Source organism: Mycobacterium sp. BMJ-28 (assembly GCF_054404835.1).
Map to the genome: position 1 here is coordinate 4,276,806 of NZ_CM136783.1, position 16,516 is coordinate 4,293,321.

At 67.3% G+C, this 16,516-nt stretch carries 20 protein-coding genes; 8 read left to right on the forward strand and 12 right to left on the reverse strand.

Annotation, left to right across the window (positions count from 1 at the left end; genetic code table 11):
* The first annotated feature begins 44 nt into the window (after positions 1 to 44).
* Together ACXPWS_RS21255 and ACXPWS_RS21260 are read left to right on the forward strand one after the other, a co-directional pair.
* The gene (locus tag ACXPWS_RS21255) at positions 45 to 320 is read left to right on the forward strand and encodes a YciI family protein (RefSeq protein WP_458708547.1); all 276 of its coding nucleotides are present in this window, start codon (positions 45 to 47) and stop codon (positions 318 to 320) included.
* A gap of 170 nt (positions 321 to 490) precedes the next feature.
* Complete coding sequence (locus tag ACXPWS_RS21260) at positions 491 to 1,540, forward strand: NAD(P)-dependent alcohol dehydrogenase (protein ID WP_458708548.1); 1,050 nt, start codon at positions 491 to 493, stop codon at positions 1,538 to 1,540.
* On the opposite strand, the gene ACXPWS_RS21265 is transcribed toward ACXPWS_RS21260, so the two are convergent.
* On the reverse strand, positions 1,537 to 1,965 hold the full coding sequence (locus ACXPWS_RS21265) for a MerR family transcriptional regulator (protein WP_458708549.1): 429 nt from the start codon (positions 1,963 to 1,965) through the stop codon (positions 1,537 to 1,539). The genes ACXPWS_RS21260 and ACXPWS_RS21265 overlap by 4 nt on opposite strands.
* 142 nt (positions 1,966 to 2,107) lie before the next feature.
* Between ACXPWS_RS21265 and ACXPWS_RS21270 the strand changes: the two genes are divergently transcribed.
* A complete protein-coding gene (locus ACXPWS_RS21270) occupies positions 2,108 to 3,427 on the forward strand; it encodes a cytochrome P450 (RefSeq protein WP_458713634.1) in 1,320 nt (439 codons plus the stop codon).
* Here the strand turns inward: ACXPWS_RS21270 and ACXPWS_RS21275 are convergent.
* The 4 genes from ACXPWS_RS21275 to ACXPWS_RS21290 form a co-directional block, all read right to left on the reverse strand.
* Complete coding sequence (locus ACXPWS_RS21275; RefSeq protein WP_458713635.1) at positions 3,424 to 3,729, reverse strand: DUF3349 domain-containing protein; 306 nt, start codon at positions 3,727 to 3,729, stop codon at positions 3,424 to 3,426. The genes ACXPWS_RS21270 and ACXPWS_RS21275 overlap by 4 nt on opposite strands.
* 73 nt (positions 3,730 to 3,802) lie before the next feature.
* On the reverse strand, positions 3,803 to 4,213 hold the full coding sequence (locus ACXPWS_RS21280; RefSeq protein ID WP_458708550.1) for an FAD binding domain-containing protein: 411 nt from the start codon (positions 4,211 to 4,213) through the stop codon (positions 3,803 to 3,805).
* Positions 4,195 to 4,833, reverse strand: coding sequence for a hypothetical protein (locus ACXPWS_RS21285; protein WP_458708551.1), 639 nt, complete (start codon positions 4,831 to 4,833; stop codon positions 4,195 to 4,197). The genes ACXPWS_RS21280 and ACXPWS_RS21285 overlap by 19 nt, the downstream gene beginning before the upstream one ends.
* The gene (locus ACXPWS_RS21290; RefSeq protein WP_458708552.1) at positions 4,830 to 5,876 is read right to left on the reverse strand and encodes a cupin domain-containing protein; all 1,047 of its coding nucleotides are present in this window, start codon (positions 5,874 to 5,876) and stop codon (positions 4,830 to 4,832) included. Before ACXPWS_RS21290 ends, ACXPWS_RS21285 begins: the two co-directional genes overlap by 4 nt.
* Before the next feature lie 211 nt (positions 5,877 to 6,087).
* Here ACXPWS_RS21290 and ACXPWS_RS21295 point away from each other — a divergent pair, with 211 nt between their 5' ends.
* Positions 6,088 to 6,732, forward strand: a complete 645-nt coding sequence (locus ACXPWS_RS21295; RefSeq protein WP_458713636.1) for a response regulator — start codon at positions 6,088 to 6,090, stop codon at positions 6,730 to 6,732.
* Between the two features lie 3 nt (positions 6,733 to 6,735).
* On the opposite strand, the gene ACXPWS_RS21300 is transcribed toward ACXPWS_RS21295, so the two are convergent.
* A complete protein-coding gene (locus ACXPWS_RS21300; protein WP_458713637.1) occupies positions 6,736 to 7,074 on the reverse strand; it encodes a response regulator in 339 nt (112 codons plus the stop codon).
* A gap of 103 nt (positions 7,075 to 7,177) precedes the next feature.
* Between ACXPWS_RS21300 and ACXPWS_RS21305 the strand changes: the two genes are divergently transcribed.
* Positions 7,178 to 8,668 (forward strand): ATP-binding protein, encoded by a 1,491-nt coding sequence (locus tag ACXPWS_RS21305; RefSeq protein ID WP_458708553.1) that lies wholly within the window; start codon positions 7,178 to 7,180, stop codon positions 8,666 to 8,668.
* On the opposite strand, the gene ACXPWS_RS21310 is transcribed toward ACXPWS_RS21305, so the two are convergent.
* Positions 8,658 to 8,831, reverse strand: coding sequence for a hypothetical protein (locus ACXPWS_RS21310; RefSeq protein WP_458708554.1), 174 nt, complete (start codon positions 8,829 to 8,831; stop codon positions 8,658 to 8,660). The genes ACXPWS_RS21305 and ACXPWS_RS21310 overlap by 11 nt on opposite strands.
* A gap of 68 nt (positions 8,832 to 8,899) precedes the next feature.
* Complete coding sequence (locus ACXPWS_RS21315) at positions 8,900 to 9,097, reverse strand: hypothetical protein (protein WP_458708555.1); 198 nt, start codon at positions 9,095 to 9,097, stop codon at positions 8,900 to 8,902.
* Positions 9,098 to 9,231: 134 nt separating this feature from the next.
* Between ACXPWS_RS21315 and ACXPWS_RS21320 the strand changes: the two genes are divergently transcribed.
* Positions 9,232 to 10,296: a DNA topoisomerase IB gene (locus ACXPWS_RS21320; RefSeq protein ID WP_458708556.1), complete on the forward strand. Its 1,065-nt coding sequence runs from the start codon at positions 9,232 to 9,234 to the stop codon at positions 10,294 to 10,296.
* A 16-nt stretch (positions 10,297 to 10,312) separates the two neighbouring features.
* On the opposite strand, the gene ACXPWS_RS21325 is transcribed toward ACXPWS_RS21320, so the two are convergent.
* Positions 10,313 to 10,885, reverse strand: a complete 573-nt coding sequence (locus ACXPWS_RS21325; protein ID WP_458708557.1) for a TetR/AcrR family transcriptional regulator — start codon at positions 10,883 to 10,885, stop codon at positions 10,313 to 10,315.
* A 50-nt stretch (positions 10,886 to 10,935) separates the two neighbouring features.
* Between ACXPWS_RS21325 and ACXPWS_RS21330 the strand changes: the two genes are divergently transcribed.
* Complete coding sequence (locus ACXPWS_RS21330) at positions 10,936 to 11,793, forward strand: SDR family NAD(P)-dependent oxidoreductase (protein ID WP_458708558.1); 858 nt, start codon at positions 10,936 to 10,938, stop codon at positions 11,791 to 11,793.
* A gap of 19 nt (positions 11,794 to 11,812) precedes the next feature.
* Here ACXPWS_RS21330 and nrdF read toward each other — a convergent pair whose 3' ends face one another.
* The 3 genes from nrdF to ACXPWS_RS21345 all read right to left on the reverse strand — a co-directional run bounded on the left by nrdF (position 11,813) and on the right by ACXPWS_RS21345 (position 15,248).
* A complete protein-coding gene (gene nrdF / locus ACXPWS_RS21335; protein ID WP_458708559.1) occupies positions 11,813 to 12,775 on the reverse strand; it encodes a class 1b ribonucleoside-diphosphate reductase subunit beta in 963 nt (320 codons plus the stop codon).
* A gap of 115 nt (positions 12,776 to 12,890) precedes the next feature.
* Complete coding sequence (locus ACXPWS_RS21340) at positions 12,891 to 14,363, reverse strand: flavin-containing monooxygenase (protein WP_458708560.1); 1,473 nt, start codon at positions 14,361 to 14,363, stop codon at positions 12,891 to 12,893.
* A gap of 78 nt (positions 14,364 to 14,441) precedes the next feature.
* Positions 14,442 to 15,248 (reverse strand): TetR/AcrR family transcriptional regulator, encoded by an 807-nt coding sequence (locus tag ACXPWS_RS21345; protein ID WP_458708561.1) that lies wholly within the window; start codon positions 15,246 to 15,248, stop codon positions 14,442 to 14,444.
* Between the two features lie 70 nt (positions 15,249 to 15,318).
* Here ACXPWS_RS21345 and ACXPWS_RS21350 point away from each other — a divergent pair, with 70 nt between their 5' ends.
* Positions 15,319 to 16,503, forward strand: coding sequence for an NAD(P)/FAD-dependent oxidoreductase (locus tag ACXPWS_RS21350; protein ID WP_458708562.1), 1,185 nt, complete (start codon positions 15,319 to 15,321; stop codon positions 16,501 to 16,503).
* Positions 16,504 to 16,516: the final 13 nt, after the last annotated feature.

Consider the following 16,516-nt stretch of genomic DNA (forward strand, 5'->3'; position numbering starts at 1 on the left):
AGTCGGGCGTTTCGGTGCCGCAGCCCACGCACTAGTCTCACAGCGTGTTCCATGTGCTGAGCCTGACCTACCTGCAGCCGGACGAGATCGTCGATGCCAGCCGGCCCGCGCACCTGGCCTGGCTCGCCGACGAAGTGGCCGCCGGGCGCGTCATCCTGGCCGGACGCACCGCGCAAGCGCAGGGCGCAGTGCTGGTCACCGGCGACATCACCGTCGAGCAGGCCGACGCCGTCGTCGCCGGCGACCCGTACACGCGCGACGGTGTGGCGCGCTACGACCGGGTCAGCTTCGCCGCCGGGTTCCGGGCGCCGGGGTTATAACCTGATTCACAGCGCGATCCGGGACTAGACCGGCACAGGGCGCGGTTGAAACAACAGTCGGTGCAAAGTCGCGCCCGTCGCCGAGCCGTGCTCGGTTACCTTCGTTAACGTTTAGCGGGGGCGCTTGTTGCGCATTCAAGAGGTACGTCGATGAAGAGGATCACCAACCCATGACCACCACCGTTTCCGCCTACGCCGCCACCGAGGCGTCCGGCCATCTGAGCAAGACCACCATCGAGCGTCGCGCCGTAGGCCCGCACGATGTCGCCTTCGACATCAAGTTCTCCGGCATCTGTCATAGCGACATCCATACCGTGAAAGCCGAGTGGGGTACCCCGAACTACCCGGTGGTACCCGGTCACGAGATCGCCGGTGTGGTCACCGAGGTCGGCTCCGATGTCACCAAGTACAAGGTCGGCGATCACGTCGGCGTCGGCTGCTTCATCGACTCCTGCCGCGAATGCGACAACTGCAAGGCCGGGCTGCAGCAGTACTGCACCGGCGACTACGGCATGCACGGCACATACAACTCGACCGAGCGCGACGGCAGCCCCACCTACGGCGGCTACAGCTCCGCCATCGTCGTCGACGAGAGCTACGTGCTGCGCATCCCGGATTCGATCCCGCTGGACAAAGCCGCGCCGCTGCTCTGCGCCGGTATCACCCTGTTCTCCCCGCTGAAGCACTGGAACGCCGGCCCCGGCAAGCAGGTCGCCGTGATCGGCCTGGGCGGCCTCGGCCACATGGGCGTCAAATTGGCCCACGCCATGGGCGCGCACGTCACCGTGCTGAGCCAGTCGCTCAAGAAGATGGAGGACGGCCTGCGTCTGGGCGCCGACGAGTACTACGCCACCGCCGACCCGGACACCTTCAGCAAGCTGGCCGGCAAGTTCGACCTAATTCTCAACACCGTCTCGGCCAACCTGAGCATGGGCGACTATCTGGGCCTGCTCAAGGTCGACGGCACCCTCGTCGAGTTGGGCATCCCCGAGCATCCGCTGGAGGTGCCGGCGTTCCCGCTGGCCGGCGGCCGCCGCAGCATCTCCGGTTCGATGATCGGCGGCATCCCGGAGACCCAGGAGATGCTCGATTTCTGCGCCGAGCACGACGTCACCCCGGAGATCGAGGTCATCGAGGCCTCCTACGTCAACGAGGCCTATGAGCGGGTGCTGTCCTCGGACGTGCGGTACCGCTTCGTCATCGACGCGTCCACCATTTAGCCTGTGCGTTCGCCCCGGAGCCCGGCGCTCCGGGGCGAACCGGACGCGGCGGCGGTGGCCGCGCGCAGGTGCAGGCAGTCTTGCGCCGGATCGGCGTGCGGACACGTCAGCAGGTGCTCCAGATGCTCCTTGGCCCGGGCCAGACGGTCCTGCTGGTCCTCGATCGTGTGGATGCGCCCGCTGACCACCCTGCGCCAGTCATGGTTGCGGGCCGCCAAAATGAGCGCGATCTCGTCGAGGCTCAACGTGGCGGTTTCCCGCCACATCTGAATCAAGCCGATCCGGTGCAGCTCGTCGGGACCGTACCGGCGCCACCCGGAGCCGAGCTGGACCGGGCGCAGCAGGCCGCGCCGCTCCCAGTACCGCAACGCCGATTCCGCCAGACCGAATCTGCGAGCAGCCGCACCGATCCCCACGAAATCCATGCCACACCCCCGCCGTCGCCGCCTAGTTAGGTGACCCTAACAAGGATCTCACGGTTGGCGGAGGCTTCGTCGGCTCCGCAGTACGATGGCCGATGTGACCGCCATCACGTCCACCCTTCCGCCCGGGCCACGCCTTCCGCGGATGGCACAGGCGGCGCTGTTTCTGCGCTACTGGCCCCGATTTGTGGCGGCCTGCCACCGCCGGTACGGCGACGTGTTCACGCTGCGGCTCTCATCTCTGGGCACCGTCGTGTATCTGGCCGATCCCGCCGACATCAAGGAGGTGTTCGCCGGCGATCCGCGCGTCTTCCATGCCGGTGAGGCCAATTCGATGCTGAGCGGGTTGCTCGGCGACAGCTCGGTGCTGGTGATCGACGACGAGGTGCACGCCAACCGGCGCCGCCTGATGCTGGCCCCGTTCACCCGCCGCGCCGTGGACCGACAGACCGCGGCGATGGCCGACATCACCGCCGCGTCGATCGCCGAATGGCCGGTCGGCACGAGTTTCGCTGTGGCGCCGAGGATGTCGGTCATCACCATGGAAGTGATCCTGCGCACGGTCATCGGCGCGAGCGATCCCGACCGGCTGGCGCGACTACGCGCGGTGTTGTCCCCGTTGCTGAGCCTCAACACCTTCGACAGCCTCTCGATCGCCGAAGCCGGTCTGCAGCAGCGCAGGCCGTGGCATCGGGTGCGCGACCGCATCGCCGATGCGGACACCTTGCTCTACGCCGAGATCGCCGAGCGCCGACGCGATCCCGCGCTGGCCGACCGTACCGATGCGCTGGCGATGCTGATCCGCACCGGCGAGGGCATGTCCGACCGTGAACTGCGCGACCAATTGATGACTTTGCTTCTGGCAGGCCATGATACGACGGCGACCGGCCTGTCCTGGGCCCTGGAGCGGCTCACCCGCCACCCGGAGATCCTGAGAAGAGCGGTGCAGGCCGCCGAAGCCAGCGCCGCTGGGGATCCAGCCGGCGACGACTACCTCGACGCGGTGGCCAAGGAGACCCTGCGCGTCCGGCCGGTGGTCTTCGACGTCGGCAGGGTGCTCACCGAACCGGCCGACATCGCGGGCTACCGGCTGCCCCGAGGCGTGATGGTGGCCCCGGGTATCGGATTGGTGCACAGCAGCGCTGCCCAGTATCGCGACCCCGACCGCTTCGACCCGGACCGGATGCTCGGCGTAACGCCGGGCACGTGGTTGCCGTTCGGCGGCGGGAACCGCCGATGCCTTGGCGCGACGTTCGCGATGACGGAGATGCGGGTCGTACTGCGCGAGGTGCTGCGCCGTGTCGAACTGGACACCACGACCGAGGCGGGCGAACGCCAGCGCGTCAAGCACGTCATCCTGGTGCCGCACCGGGGTGGGCGGATCCGGGCCCGGGCGATCCGTCAGGTACCCGTCGCGGGCGCGGCAGGTGGCGGGTCAGCCGGCTGCCCGGCACACCCGGCCTAGCTGTCGGTGACCTCGGACTCGACGCCGGACAGTGGCCAGCCGGCCGCGGCCAGCTTGGCCGCCACCCGGCGCACGTTCTCCGGGCCGGCGTCATGGTGGGTGACCTCGGCGATGAACGCCTCGATCTCGTCCTTGTCGATCTCACCGTCGGCCAGCGCGGGCGACCCCGCAGCGGTGATGTTGACGACCACTTCTTTGACCTGATCCTCGGTCAGCGGGGTGTTGCGCAGCAACGCCAGCAGCGGTACCCGGTCGGCGCCGGGCACACCTTCGGGGTATCCGGCGCGCAGCCAGTCCAGGATCCGGGCGACGAGCGAAGTCGAGGTGGTCACGCAACAAGCTTCTACGGTCCGGGCCGTACGCGCCACTGCCGGTTCAGACAGTTGTCCCGTCGTTCACCGCGGGTTCATCGCCGGTGGTTGGTCCGCACGCGCGCTGCAGGGCCCGCACCACGGCGTGTTTACCCAGATCGACCTTGAATCCGTTCTGGCTCAGCGGCCGCGCGCCGGTCAGCGCCAGCTCGGCCGCACGACGGAAGACGCCGTTCCCCGGCCGTTCGCCCAGCAGCACACCTTCGGCCGCGGTGACCCGCCAGGGTTTGGCGGCGACGCCCCCGAGTGCGATGCCCGCCGAGGTGATCAGGCCGTCGGCCAAAGCGACGCCGGCGGCGACCGACACCAGCGCGAAGGCGTAGCTGTGCCGGTCGCGAACCTTGAGGTACCAGTTGTGGGCAGCGAACGATGTTGGCGGGAGCTCGATTCCGGTGATCAGTTCCGCGGCCGCCATGGTGTTGTCCCGGTCCGGCCGGGCGGCAGTGAAGAACTCGGCGATCGGGATGATGCGCGCACCCGTCGGCCCCTGCACGTGCACCCCGGCCCGCGTGCGTCCTGCAGCTTCTCGTCGGTCAGTTTGACGAAATGGTCCGGGCGGTAGACACCATGCCGGATTGCCCCTTCGTCGGCCGGGGCTGGTTCCGCGAGCACCTGCGCCGCACTCAATTGCGCAGCGGCCACGCGGTATTCGAAGCGCATCAGCGAGGCGGCATAGGTGGCGTTCTCCGGGGTGTCGGCGACCACCAGGGCCAGATGCTGGCCGGCGTGCTGCACCGTCAGGTCCGACAGCGGTGGGCGGCGTTCCAGCGGTAGATCCCAGGTCAGGTCTTCCGGCAGCATCTGCAGCGGCGGGCAGTTCAGCGGGGTCAGCACGTGCAACACTCCCGGTGCGGCCACCGCGGCCGCCGCGGCGGCGGCCATCGACTCGGCCGTCACCTCACCGTGCGCGATCTCCGATTGCACCAGTGCCGCGAAAGTGATTCCGGGCACCGGGGTGTCGGCGGTGTACCGCGTCGCTCCGGTGACCTTGTCGCGCCCCTCGACCCGGTCGACGGGCCGGCCCACCACCGTCACGCGTCGACCGGATTCGTCTTGCTGACGATCAGCGGATCGGCCGGGGTGAACGGAAAATTCGGCAGATCATCGATATGGGTGCCGAACGCCGCGGCCAGCACCTGGCGCGAGTACGCACTCGCCGAGGCGCGGTAACCGATGTCGGCGGGGAACGGCTGATCGAAGAAGATCAGAAAATGCCAGTCATCGGTGCCGATGTTCTCGATGTGGTGTGGGTAGGCGCGTGGGATGAAGTACATGTCACCGGTCTTCATGGTCCAGGTATCCAGTGTCCCATCGGGATTCATGATCGTCATGCGCGCGGCGCCGTGTTGCACGTAGCCCATCTCGGCGGTCACCGGGTGCCAGTGCGGTTCGCGCATGCCCTGCTCGGTGACCCGCAGCGAGTACATCGAGATGTCTTTGAGCGCGGGCCAGAACTGGTCGCGGGCGAATCTCGCGTTACCACTGGCGTAGTTGAGGCCGGGCGCCTGTGCTTCGATGTCGAATTTGTGCGGATCGGCGAAATACGCCGATGCAGGGATCTCGGGGGCGCCTGTGCGCGCCGCCAGCTTGTGGTCATGAATGTCGCGCCGGATCTTGGCCAGGTCCGAGGACGGCAGGTCATAGGTGTTGCCCAGCACCGCATCGGAGAACGCACCCAGGGTGGCGCCGAAGCCGAAGTCCTCCGGGCGTTCGCTGCGGAAGGCGATGATGAATTCGGCTACGTCGGTGCCGATGTTCTCGATGTGGTGCAGCGACCCGGAGTCGATGTGGAACATCTGACCGCCCGTCACGATGAAGCTGGCGAACTTGTTGTGGTTGTCGAGCACCGAGACCAGCGCGGTGCCCGACACACAGTAGGTCAGCTCGTTGGCATTGGCATGCCAATGCGGGGTACGCATGGCGCCGGGGTTGAGCAGCACCCGCTTGATCGACAGGTTCTTCAGGATCGGCATATCGTCGGCAGTCACGCGACGCATCGAACCCAGCTCGGACTCTTCCACGATCTCGCCGTCGAGCAGGGACAGGGTGTGCGTGCCGCGGGTCGAGGCTGCAGTCATTTCGGTCTCCTCGTTGAACTGGTTCGACGTGTCCACTGTGCTCCCGGGCAGCGACGATGTCTGCAATGCTGGCCGCAATTGCGGTTGCACGCTGGCGGTACCGCCCGGGTAGGGCTAGCCGCCATATCGGGTGCAACCCGCACCGCGCCCGCCGCGAGATGCGAGAATGTCGCGGCCGCAACGGCATCACCGGAAAGGGCTACGGGTGGCTATACGAGTTGTCATCGCCGAGGACGACGTGCTGCTGCGGGAGGGCTTGGCCAGCCTGCTGCAGCGATCGGGATTCGAGGTGGCCGGTCAGGCCGGCGACGCGCCCACGCTGCTGGAACTGGTGCGCACGCATCAACCGGATCTGGTGCTCACCGATATCCGGATGCCGCCCACGCACAGCACCGAGGGCCTGGACGCCGCCCGCACCATCCGGACCGAATTCCCCGACACCGGGATCGTGGTGCTGTCCGCGCATATCGACGTCGAACACGCCACCGAGCTGCTCGCGGGCGGCCGCGGTATCGGTTACCTGCTCAAAACCCGGGTGACCGACGTCGAGGATTTCGTCGACACCTTGAACCGGGTGTCCGCCGGCGCCTCGGTGATCGACCCGGCCCTGGTCACCGAGTTGGTATCGGCGCGGCGCCGTAACGATCCGTTGGCGGCGCTCAGTACGCGCGAACGTGAGGTGTTGGCGCTGATGGCGGAGGGCCTGTCCAACGGTGGTATCGGCCGCCGGCTCTGGGTGACCGAGGGCACCGTGGAAAAACACGTGCGCAGCATCTTGACCAAGCTGGACCTGCCGGAGACCGGTGACGATCACCGGCGGGTGCGCGCAGTGATCTTGTTCCTGGACTCGCATTGACGCTCAGCCGGCCAGCAGCCCCCGGATCGCCTCGGGCGACAGCGCGAACTTCGGCAGGAAACCGCGCGCCGGACTGGCCGCGATCAGGTCGGCGAAGTCCTGCTCGTCGTGCGTGGAGATGAGGATCACCGGCACGCCAGTGAGCTGCTCGGCGACGTCGAAGCCGCTGTCCGCGCCGAGGTCGACGTCCACCAGGGCCACATCGGGCGTGAGACTCCGGCTGGCGGTCAGCGCCCCCGCGCGGTCGGTCGCCGTGCCCACCACGGTGATCCCGCCGCGGGCCAACATCATGGTCGCCGCATCCCGGAAGGCAGCGCTGTCATCGACGATGAGCGCTCGCATCACGGGGGAACCGGGCATACGTCGAGCTTGGCAGCATCGCGCGGATTAGGCATTACCGCTAGCCGGAAAGGTTCCTGTGAAGATGCCCCATAACATCTCCGGAGTGAACTGGCGTTCGTTGCCCTCCCGCCTGCTGGCGCTCATCGTGCGGCCCACCGCCCGGCCCCTCCGATGGGGTGTGGTGGTCGCCGCGGTCTTCATCGCGGCCGAGACGCTGCTGGTACTCGGGCTCAAGGCAGTGGCACCCGACAACGCGTTCGGGGCGGTGTTCCTGCTCGGTGTGCTGGTGGTGTCGGCCGGCTGGGGATTCGGCCTGGCGCTGGCCACCTCGGCGGCCAGCGCACTGGTCTACGTCTACTTCCACCTGGAGGGCCGGGACAGTCTGGCCCCCGCCGTGGCGGTGTTCCTGACTCTGGCGCTGGTCACGAATGTGCTTGTCGGACAGGCCCGACTGCGCGCCGCCGAGGCCGAGCAACGCCGGCATGAGGCCGCGGCGCTGGCCGACCAGCAGGCCGCGCTGCGCCGGGTGGCGACCCTGGTGGCGCGCGGCGCCGCCCCGGCGGATGTGTACGACGTCGCCGTGTCGGAGCTGGCGCACAGCCTCGGCGCCGGACATGTCACGCTGCTGCGCTACGAATCCGGCGATCACGCCGTCGTGCTGGCCGCCTGTGATCCGAGGGCTTTCGCCGTCGGACAACGGTTCTCGTTACGGGGTGACAACGTCGGCGACCGGATCCGCAGCACGGGGGCTGCTGCCCGCATCGACGACTACGCCGCCGCGACCGGTGAGGTGGCCGTCGCGTTGAGCCAACTCGGGATGCGCTCGGGCGCCGGCGCCCCGGTGATCGTCGACGGAGCGACCCGCGGCGCCCTCATCGTGGCATGGCCGGCGCCGCGGTCGGTGCCGGACCACGTCGAGGCGCACATCTGCGATTTCGCCGACCTGGTGTCCACCTCGATCGGCAATGCCGAAACCCGCGCCGAACTCACCGCGTCCCGGGCCCGCATCGTCGCGGCCGCCGATCAGGCACGACGTGGTTTCGAACGCGACCTGCACGACGGCGCCCAACAGCGCATCGTGGCACTGAGCCTGCAGCTGCGGGCCGCGGAGGCGGCCGCCGACGGCGCGGTGCGCGACCAGTTGTCCACCATCGTCGACGGTCTCGCCGGGCTGTACGCGGATCTGCAGGAATTGTCGCGGGGTCTGCACCCGGCGATTCTGTCCAAGGGTGGGCTGGCTCCGGCCATCCGGACGCTGGCCCGGCGCTCACCGGTGCCGGTCGAGCTGGATGTGCGGGTCGACGCGCGCTTGGCTGAATCGGTTGAGGTCGCCGCCTATTACGTGGTGGCCGAGTCCCTCACCAACGCGGCGAAATACGCCCAGGCCGAGGTGGTAACGGTGACGGCCGTTGCCGAGAACGGCGGCCTGCGGCTGTCGGTGGTCGATGACGGGGTCGGGGGCGCCGTCGCGGGCGGTGGCTCGGGGCTGGTCGGCTTACGCGACCGGGTGCAGGCGCTGTCGGGCGAGTTCGGGGTGTCGAGCGCCCCTGGTACCGGAACGACCGTGACGGCCTGGATACCACTCACCGCCTGAACGGCAGCACCCGGCAATCCTCCGATGTCGACCTTCTGACCTGCATACGACCGACGTGCGACGGGTGCCTGCGCTTGGCCTCGACGAGAGCCCGCATGTTCTGCCGGGCACGGCGGGGGGCGAGCTCGACGACATTGGTGTCGGCAATCCTGAGAGCTGACATGGCGTCCTCCTGGTGGCCGGTGTTCCGACCGTCACCATTGAGATTGCGCGCTCAACAGAGGAAGACCTTCAACGGATGCCGTGAAGTTGCTGAGAAATCGGAGCCAGGTGCCGTTTGAACGGCAGCACCACACACGGCTGCGGGGTTCCGGCAGCATCAGCGGTTTGACTCCTGCGCCCCATGGCCCGAAATCGCCGCACGTTGCGCCTTGCCCGCCGCGCTGCCAGATCGACGACGTTGGAATCTGCAATCGCGTTCGCTGCCATGACCATTCTCCCTCGCGCCGATGTCCCTCAGGATGCCCCGTCTCACGGCCGGGCAAACCGGTGTTTGGGCAGGTGTAGCGCGCTGCTCACCCGGGTAATCCGGACAGCACGACTCATCTGGTGAGGAAGGCGTCATGCGATTGCGGCGGAGTGTGCTGACGGCTCCCGGGATCACCCGGAAGCGCCGGGGAAAGGGGTTCGCCTATTACGGCCCCGATGGAAACCTGCTCAGCGATGACGACACCGTGGCGCGCATCAAGGCCCTGGTGATCCCGCCGGCCTGGAAGCGGGTGTGGATCAGTCCGCATCCCAACGGGCACATCCAGGCGGTCGGAACCGATGCCGCGGGCCGGCGCCAGTATCTCTACCATCCGCGGTGGCAGCAGGAGCGCGCGGAGGAGAAGTTCGACCGGGTACTGGAGATGTCCGCCCGGCTGCCCGACTGGCGGGCACGGGTCGGCGCGGATCTGCGCGGCAAGGGCCTGCACCGCGGCCGGGTGTTGGCACTGGCGCTGCATCTGCTGGATCAGGGGTACTTCCGCGCCGGCGGCGAACAGTACGCCGAGGAGCACGAATCCTATGGTCTGGCAACATTGTTGTGCGAACACGTCAAGGTCAGCGGGAACGCGGTGTCGTTCGACTATCCGGCCAAGAGCGGTGTGCAACGCCGCCTGGAGTTGGAGGATCCGGAAGTGGCCCGGGCGGTCAAGGCGCTGTTGCGTCGCGGCAACGGGACCGAGCGCCTGCTGGTGTGCCGGGCCGCCTCGGGCTGGGCAGATATCCACGCCGACGATCTCAATGCCCGGTTCAAGGAGTTGGTGGGGGCGGACTACAGCGTGAAGGATCTGCGCACCTGGCACGGGACCGTGCTGGCCGCAACGGCTTTCGTCGATGCCGATCCCCCGGTGTCCAAACGCGTGGTGAAACGCGTTGAGGCAGCGGTGATGAAGGAGGTGTCCGAGGAGCTCGGCAACACCCCCGCCGTCGCCCGTAGTTCATATGTCGATCCGCGGGTGGTGGCCGGGTACGAGCGCGGCTTGACCATCGCCGCAGGCGCCCGACGGGCCGCCCGCGAGACCGATCCCATTGCTGCCCAAGCAATTCTGGAGAAGGCGACCCGGTCGCTGATCAACAAGGTGGACAAGGGCAACGCCGCGTCACGCCGGCCGACCGGCGCCCCGATGCCGACCGCCGCCTGACGGGCTGGGCGGCGGGCTACCCGCCCGGGGTTATGGTCGTGACGAAGGCGTCGACGAGTTCTTCTGGCGTGGTGTGCCATTTGTCGGTGTGCAGCAAGCCGCTGCGGCCCAGGCCGGCGGCACCGTGTGCGCCGGTCAACAAAACGGCCGCGTAACGCTGGGCGTGCGGTTCGCCGACCACACCGGCGGCGATGGCGACGAACTCGTCGCAACTGCGTTGTGCGGCGCGGACCACCGCCGTCGGGTCAGCCGCCGGTGCGCTGAACATCAGCTGGTACAAATGCGGACGCTCACGACTGAGGGCGATCAGGGCCAGCAGCGCCGCCCGCAACCTGTCCACAGCCGACAGCCCGGAGTCCGCCCGCACCGCCTGCATGCGGTCGCCGACCATGTCCCAGCCCTCGGCGGCCACCGCAACGAGCAGGCTCTCCTTGTTCGCGAAGTGCCGGTAGGGCGCGCCCCGGCTGACACCCGCGCGCGCGCCGACTTCGCGCAGCGTCACCGCGTCCGGCCCGCCCGCGTCGAGTAGGTCCGTCGCCTCATCGAGCAGGGCACGGCGGGTGGCGGCCGCCGATTCGGTGCGACTCATGCCCACCACCTTATGTTGACACCGTCATCTCAGCGGGTAGCTTAATTAAGATGACACTGTCATCTGAATCGAACGAGCTGGTCGTGGTCACCGGTGCGTCCACCGGCATCGGTGCGGCCACCGCACGCGAGCTGGCCCGGCGCGGCTTCCACGTGCTCGCCGGCGTCAGACGCGACCGCGACGGCGACGCCGTACGCGGCCCGGCGATCGAACCGGTGCTACTCGACATCACCGATCCGGCACACATCCACAACCTCACCGCCAGGGTGCAACGAGACCCGCGACCCGTGCGCGCGCTGATCAACAACGCCGGCGTTGGGGTGAACGTCCCGGTCGAGGTCTTCGAGATCGATGCGTGGCGCCGCCTGTTCGAGGTCAACCTGTTCGGGCATGTCGCCGTAACCCAGGCGCTTCTGCCGGCGTTGTGCGACAACAAGGGGCGGGTGGTCAACATCAGCTCGGTGGGTGGCCGGATCGCGATGGCCACCTACGGTCCGTACGCCGGCACCAAGTTCGCCCTGGAAGCGGTCAGCGACGCCCTGCGCCGCGAACTCGCTCCGTCGGGTGTCGACGTCGTGGTCGTCGAGCCCGGTGCCATCCGCACCGAGATGCCCGGCCGCACCATCGACACCGCCCGGGCACTGGCCGCGGCCATGACACCCGAGCAGGATCGGCGCTACGGTCCGCTGATACAGGCCATCACCGCGCAGACCGCCGCGCACACCGGGTCGGGTCTGCCCGCGGAGGCTGCCGCGAAGACGATCGCGAAGGCGGTCACGGCGCGCAAACCCCGCACCCGCTATACCGTCGGCCGCGAAGCCGCCCTGCTCACACTGGTGCGCGTGCTACCCGACCGGGCCGTCGACCGGATGCTGGCCGCGGCGCTGCGCCCGCACTTCCCGAAGTGACGCGAAAACGGTTGCGCCGTCAGAAGTCCCAGTCCGCGTCTTCGGTGTTGACCGCCTTGCCGATCACATACGAGGACCCCGAGCCGGAGAAGAAGTCGTGGTTCTCGTCGGCGTTGGGGCTCAGCGCCGACAGGATCGCCGGGTTGACGTCGGTCTCGTCCTTCGGGAACAGCGCCTCATAGCCGAGATTCATCAGCGCCTTGTTGGCGTTGTAGCGCAAGAACTTCTTGACGTCCTCGCTCAGGCCGACGCTGTCGTAGAGATCCTGGGTGTACTCCACCTCGTTGTCGTACAGCTCGAAGAGCAACTCATAGGTGTAGTCCTTGAGCTCCTGGCGCTTTGCCTCGTCGACCAGCGCCAACCCCTTCTGGTACTTGTAACCGATGTAGTAGCCGTGCACGGCCTCGTCACGGATGATCAGCCGGATCATGTCGGCGGTGTTGGTGAGCTTGGCCCGGCTGGACCAGTACATCGGCAGGTAGAAGCCGGAGTAGAACAGGAAGCTTTCCAGCAGCGTGGAGGCCACCTTGCGCTTGAGCGGGTCGTCGCCCTTGTAGAAGTCCATCACGATCTGCGCCTTGCGCTGCAGGTTCGGGTTCTCCTCCGACCAGCGGAACGCCTCGTCGATCTCCACCGTCGAGCACAGCGTGGAGAAGATGTTGCTGTAGCTCTTGGCGTGCACCGACTCCATGAACGCGATGTTGGTGTAGACGGCTTCCTCGTGCGGGGTCAGCGCGTCGGGGATCAGTGCGACGGCGCCGACGGTGCCCTGGATGGTGTCCAGCAGCGTCAGACCGGTGAACACCCGCATGGTGAGCTGCTTTTCCGCGGCGGTCAGGGTGCCCCAGGACGGGATGTCATTGGACACCGGCACCTTCTCCGGCAACCAGAAGTTGCCGGTCAGCCGGTCCCAGACCTCCGCGTCTTTATCGTCCTGCAGACGGTTCCAGTTGATGGCCGAGACACGGTCGATCAGCTTCATTCCATCGGACACCTTGGACCCCAATTCAAAACGTGGTGAGTTGCTCCCACGACACTACAACTGGGGTGCGACGGCGCGCCGCAACACAACAACTTGTGTTGACGTGTCGTGTCGATCAGCGACTGAACTCGTACTCCGCCGGCTGGAACTGCCGGGTCGCCAGCCAGTATTGCCAGGTCATCCCGCTCCACAGCGTGCGGTTGACGCCGTGGGCGTCCATGTACCAGCTCTGGCAACCTCCGGTGTTGAACACCGTGCCTTCCAGATCGTGCTGCAGCTGGGCGTTGAAATCGTCCTGGGCGCGGCGCGTCGGCGCCAGCGCCTTGGCGCCCGCCGCATCCGTGGCCGCGATGGCTTGGGCCACATACCGGATCTGAGACTCGATCATGAACACCACCGAGTTGTGGCCCAGCGCCGTGTTCGGTCCCAGCAGGAAGAACAGGTTCGGCATCCCGGCCACCGCGATGCCGCGGTGGGCGGCGATGCCCTCCCGGTTCCAGCGGTCCACCAGGTCCTCACCGTCGGCGCCCTTGATGTCGACGTAGGTGTAGGAGTCGGTGACATGGAAGCCGGTGGCCCACACCACCACGTCGGTGGGGTGCTCGACACCGTCGCGGGTGACGATGCCCGTCGGGGTCAGCCTGGCGATGCCCTCGGTGACGACATCGGCTTTCGGGTCGGCGATGGCGCGATAGTAGGTGTCGGAGTTCAGGATTCGTTTGCAGCCCGCCGTGTAGCTCGGCGTGAGCTTGCGGCGCAGCACCGGATCCTTGATGCTGCGGTTGATGTTCCAGCGGCCCATCAGCTCGCCGATCTTGAGCAGTCGTGGCTGCTGGGTCATGGCGAATCCGACGCCCTCGTGGATCCAGTAGATGGCCGCGCGCATCAGCGCCCGGGTACCGGGGACATAGGTGAACAACCGTCGGATCCATTGCGGGAAAGCGTTGTTGGGCCGTGGCATGACCCAGGCCGGGGTGCGCTGGTACAGATCGAGACCGGCGACTTTGTCGATGATCGCCGGCACGATCTGGATGGCGCTGGCACCGGTGCCGATGACCGCCACCCGCTTGCCGGAGATGTCCACCCCATGATCCCACTGTGCGGAGTGGAACATCGCCCCGGTGAAGGCGTCGGCCCCCTCGATCTCGGGAATGGACGGAATGTGCAGGCCGCCCGCCCCGGAGATCAGGAATTGTGCGACGTACTCCTGGCCGGACTTGTCGAAGACATGCCAGCGCGCGTCGGTCTCATCCCAGTGCGCGCGGTCCACATGGGTGTTGAACCGGATGTTGCGCCGCAGCCCGTGCTTGTCGGTGACGCCCTTGAGGTAGTCGAAGATCTCCGGCTGAAACGACCACATGTGCGTCCAGTCCGGTTTCGGCTCGAACGAGAACGAATACATGTGCGACGGGATGTCACACGCACAGCCCGGGTAGGTGTTGTCCCGCCAGGTGCCGCCGATCTCGTCGGCTTTCTCCAGGATCAGGAAGTCCTGGTCTTTGAAGCCCTGATTCTTCAGCGCGATGCCCATTCCCAACCCGGAGAATCCGGATCCGATGATCAGCGCGCGGGTGACGACGGCGGACATAGCTCACGGCCTTCCCGGGAACGGCGGTACCGGGTACCAAGTATCCAGACTGGGTGCGGCGGACCGCAACAGCCCAGGTCAGGCAACGGGCTCCTGGCGTTTCACGGCGCTGCTGATCGGCTGGTCGGGGTCGATCACCACGCCGACGAGTTCACCGGTGCCGTTCACCGCGCCCATCATGATGGTGGTCATGTGGGCCACGAACTGCTCCATCGGCATCCGTCGGGCGCCGTCGTCGCTGGCGCCCAACCACCAATCGGTGGCCGAGGCGGCGGTACCGAACAGCGCGAACGCCGCGAGCTCGAACACCGCGGGATCCAGATCCATCTCTTTGAGCTCGCTGCTGACCATGTCGGCGATCGCCAGGGTGATGTCGCGGCCCCGGTTCACCGTGCTCATCGCGGCCGACGACTGGTCGGCGAACCGGCCCTGCAGCAGGAAACGCACCACGTTCGGGTGCTGGTCGACCAACTCCACGTAGTGCTCGACGGCCCGGCCGATGATCTGGCGGGCGGTGTCGGACTCGATGTTGATCGACGGGATGACTGCCGCCCACAGCATGTCCCGCATCCGCTCGCCGATCTGGGCGAACATGTCGGACTTGTCGGTGAAATGGCGGTAGATCTTCGGCTTGGCGGTGCCGGCTTCCTCCGCGATCTCGCGGACGCTGACATTGGGGCCAAGCCGGTCGATCGCCCGGAAAGCTGCATCGATGATCTCCGCGCGCACCTTCTTGCGATGCTCACGCCACCGCTCGCTGCGCGCATCGACCTTCACGCCGGGCTGCCCGCCGGGCAACGGAAGGGAGGGAAGAGCTGGTCTGCGCACCCACCTACTGTACCGGGCTGGCCGTCCCTGACCTGCCCTGACCGCTGCGCGCGCCATCCGCCCGGCGCGCAGCTACGAATAGCTTCGGTACCATCGAACGGACACAATCACTTCACAGAGGCGGAAGATGACGGCCAGATACGACCTGGTCATCGCGGGTGGGGGCCCATCTGGCTCGGCGGCCGCATGGCAGGCCGCCCAGACGGGTGCACGGGTGATCGTCTTGGACAAGGCGGATTTCCCCCGGGACAAACCCTGCGGTGATGGATTGACCGCACGCGCGGTCAGCTACCTACAGAAAATGGGACTGGCCGACGAGGTGGCCAAATACCACCGGATCAATCGGGTGACGGTGTACAGCCCGAGCGCGTGGGAGCTGTCCTTTCCTCGCCGGCCCGGGATGCCCGACCACGGGCACACCGCCAGCCGCACGGACCTCGACCTGAAGCTGCTCAAGCACGCCGAGTCGGCCGGTGCCGAGGTGCGACAGGGCGCAGAGGTGGCCGGCCCGGAATTCGACGCCGACGGCCGCGTGGTCGGGGTCGTGCTCAAGAGCGGCGAGAAGGTGCTCGGCGACGCCGTCATCGCTGCCGATGGCGCGTACTCCCCCATCAAACGAGCACTGAAGCTGGACTCGCAGTACAACGGTTACTCCGCGATCGCCATCCGATCCGAGATGCATGCCAACCGTCCGGATGGCGACAGCATGGACATCTACCTGAAGTTGCTGTTCCAAGGCGATCAGCTGCCCGGCTACGGGTGGGTGTTCCCGATGGGCAACGGCGTGTTCAACATCGGGCTGGGGTATGTCAACAGCTACAAGAACTGGCAGTCGATCAACGCCACCCAGTTCCTCGGCGAGTTCCTGCGGTCACTGCCGGGCGACTGGGAGTTGCCCCCGATCGAGGAGCTGAAGAAGAACCGGAGCGTGCGGGCGTGGCGCTTGCCGATGGGCTTCACCGCCTGGCCGCCATGGCGCCCGGGCGTGCTGTTCACCGGCGACTCGCTGGGGGCCGGCAAGCCGGCGTCCGGCGCCGGCATCTCCAAGGCGCTCGAATCCGGTTTGGCCGCAGGCGAATGCGCCATCGCGGCGTTGCAGAACGGCGGCCCCGACGACTTCACCAACTACGCGCAGCGGATGGAAGCCGCGTGGGGCAGTGAATACCGACGCGGCCGCTACATGCACAAGCTGATCGGTTACCCGAAGGTCGCCGACGCCGGCATCAAACTGATCGACAACGCGGCGTTCCGGGATCGGCTGCTCAGGTCGCTGTACAAGAAGGCGCAAGGTCCGGCCCACCACAAGGTGTAGCGGGGGTGCGCGA

Bases quoted from the DNA above. Each gene is read 5' to 3' on its own strand.
- ACXPWS_RS21260 (WP_458708548.1), top strand. From the start codon at position 491: ATGACCACCACCGTTTCCGCCTACGCCGCCACCGAGGCGTCCGGCCAT.
- ACXPWS_RS21265 (WP_458708549.1), bottom strand. From the start codon at position 1,965: ATGGATTTCGTGGGGATCGGTGCGGCTGCTCGCAGATTCGGTCTGGCG.
- ACXPWS_RS21270 (WP_458713634.1), top strand. From the start codon at position 2,108: ATGGCACAGGCGGCGCTGTTTCTGCGCTACTGGCCCCGATTTGTGGCG.
- ACXPWS_RS21280 (WP_458708550.1), bottom strand. From the start codon at position 4,213: ATGGCGGCCGCGGAACTGATCACCGGAATCGAGCTCCCGCCAACATCG.
- ACXPWS_RS21290 (WP_458708552.1), bottom strand. From the start codon at position 5,876: ATGACTGCAGCCTCGACCCGCGGCACGCACACCCTGTCCCTGCTCGAC.
- ACXPWS_RS21300 (WP_458713637.1), bottom strand. From the start codon at position 7,074: ATGCGAGCGCTCATCGTCGATGACAGCGCTGCCTTCCGGGATGCGGCG.
- ACXPWS_RS21310 (WP_458708554.1), bottom strand. From the start codon at position 8,831: ATGTCAGCTCTCAGGATTGCCGACACCAATGTCGTCGAGCTCGCCCCC.
- ACXPWS_RS21315 (WP_458708555.1), bottom strand. From the start codon at position 9,097: ATGGCAGCGAACGCGATTGCAGATTCCAACGTCGTCGATCTGGCAGCG.
- ACXPWS_RS21320 (WP_458708556.1), top strand. From the start codon at position 9,232: ATGCGATTGCGGCGGAGTGTGCTGACGGCTCCCGGGATCACCCGGAAG.
- ACXPWS_RS21325 (WP_458708557.1), bottom strand. From the start codon at position 10,885: ATGAGTCGCACCGAATCGGCGGCCGCCACCCGCCGTGCCCTGCTCGAT.
- ACXPWS_RS21330 (WP_458708558.1), top strand. From the start codon at position 10,936: ATGACACTGTCATCTGAATCGAACGAGCTGGTCGTGGTCACCGGTGCG.
- nrdF (WP_458708559.1), bottom strand. From the start codon at position 12,775: ATGAAGCTGATCGACCGTGTCTCGGCCATCAACTGGAACCGTCTGCAG.
- ACXPWS_RS21340 (WP_458708560.1), bottom strand. From the start codon at position 14,363: ATGTCCGCCGTCGTCACCCGCGCGCTGATCATCGGATCCGGATTCTCC.
- ACXPWS_RS21345 (WP_458708561.1), bottom strand. From the start codon at position 15,248: ATGGCGCGCGCAGCGGTCAGGGCAGGTCAGGGACGGCCAGCCCGGTAC.
- ACXPWS_RS21350 (WP_458708562.1), top strand. From the start codon at position 15,319: ATGACGGCCAGATACGACCTGGTCATCGCGGGTGGGGGCCCATCTGGC.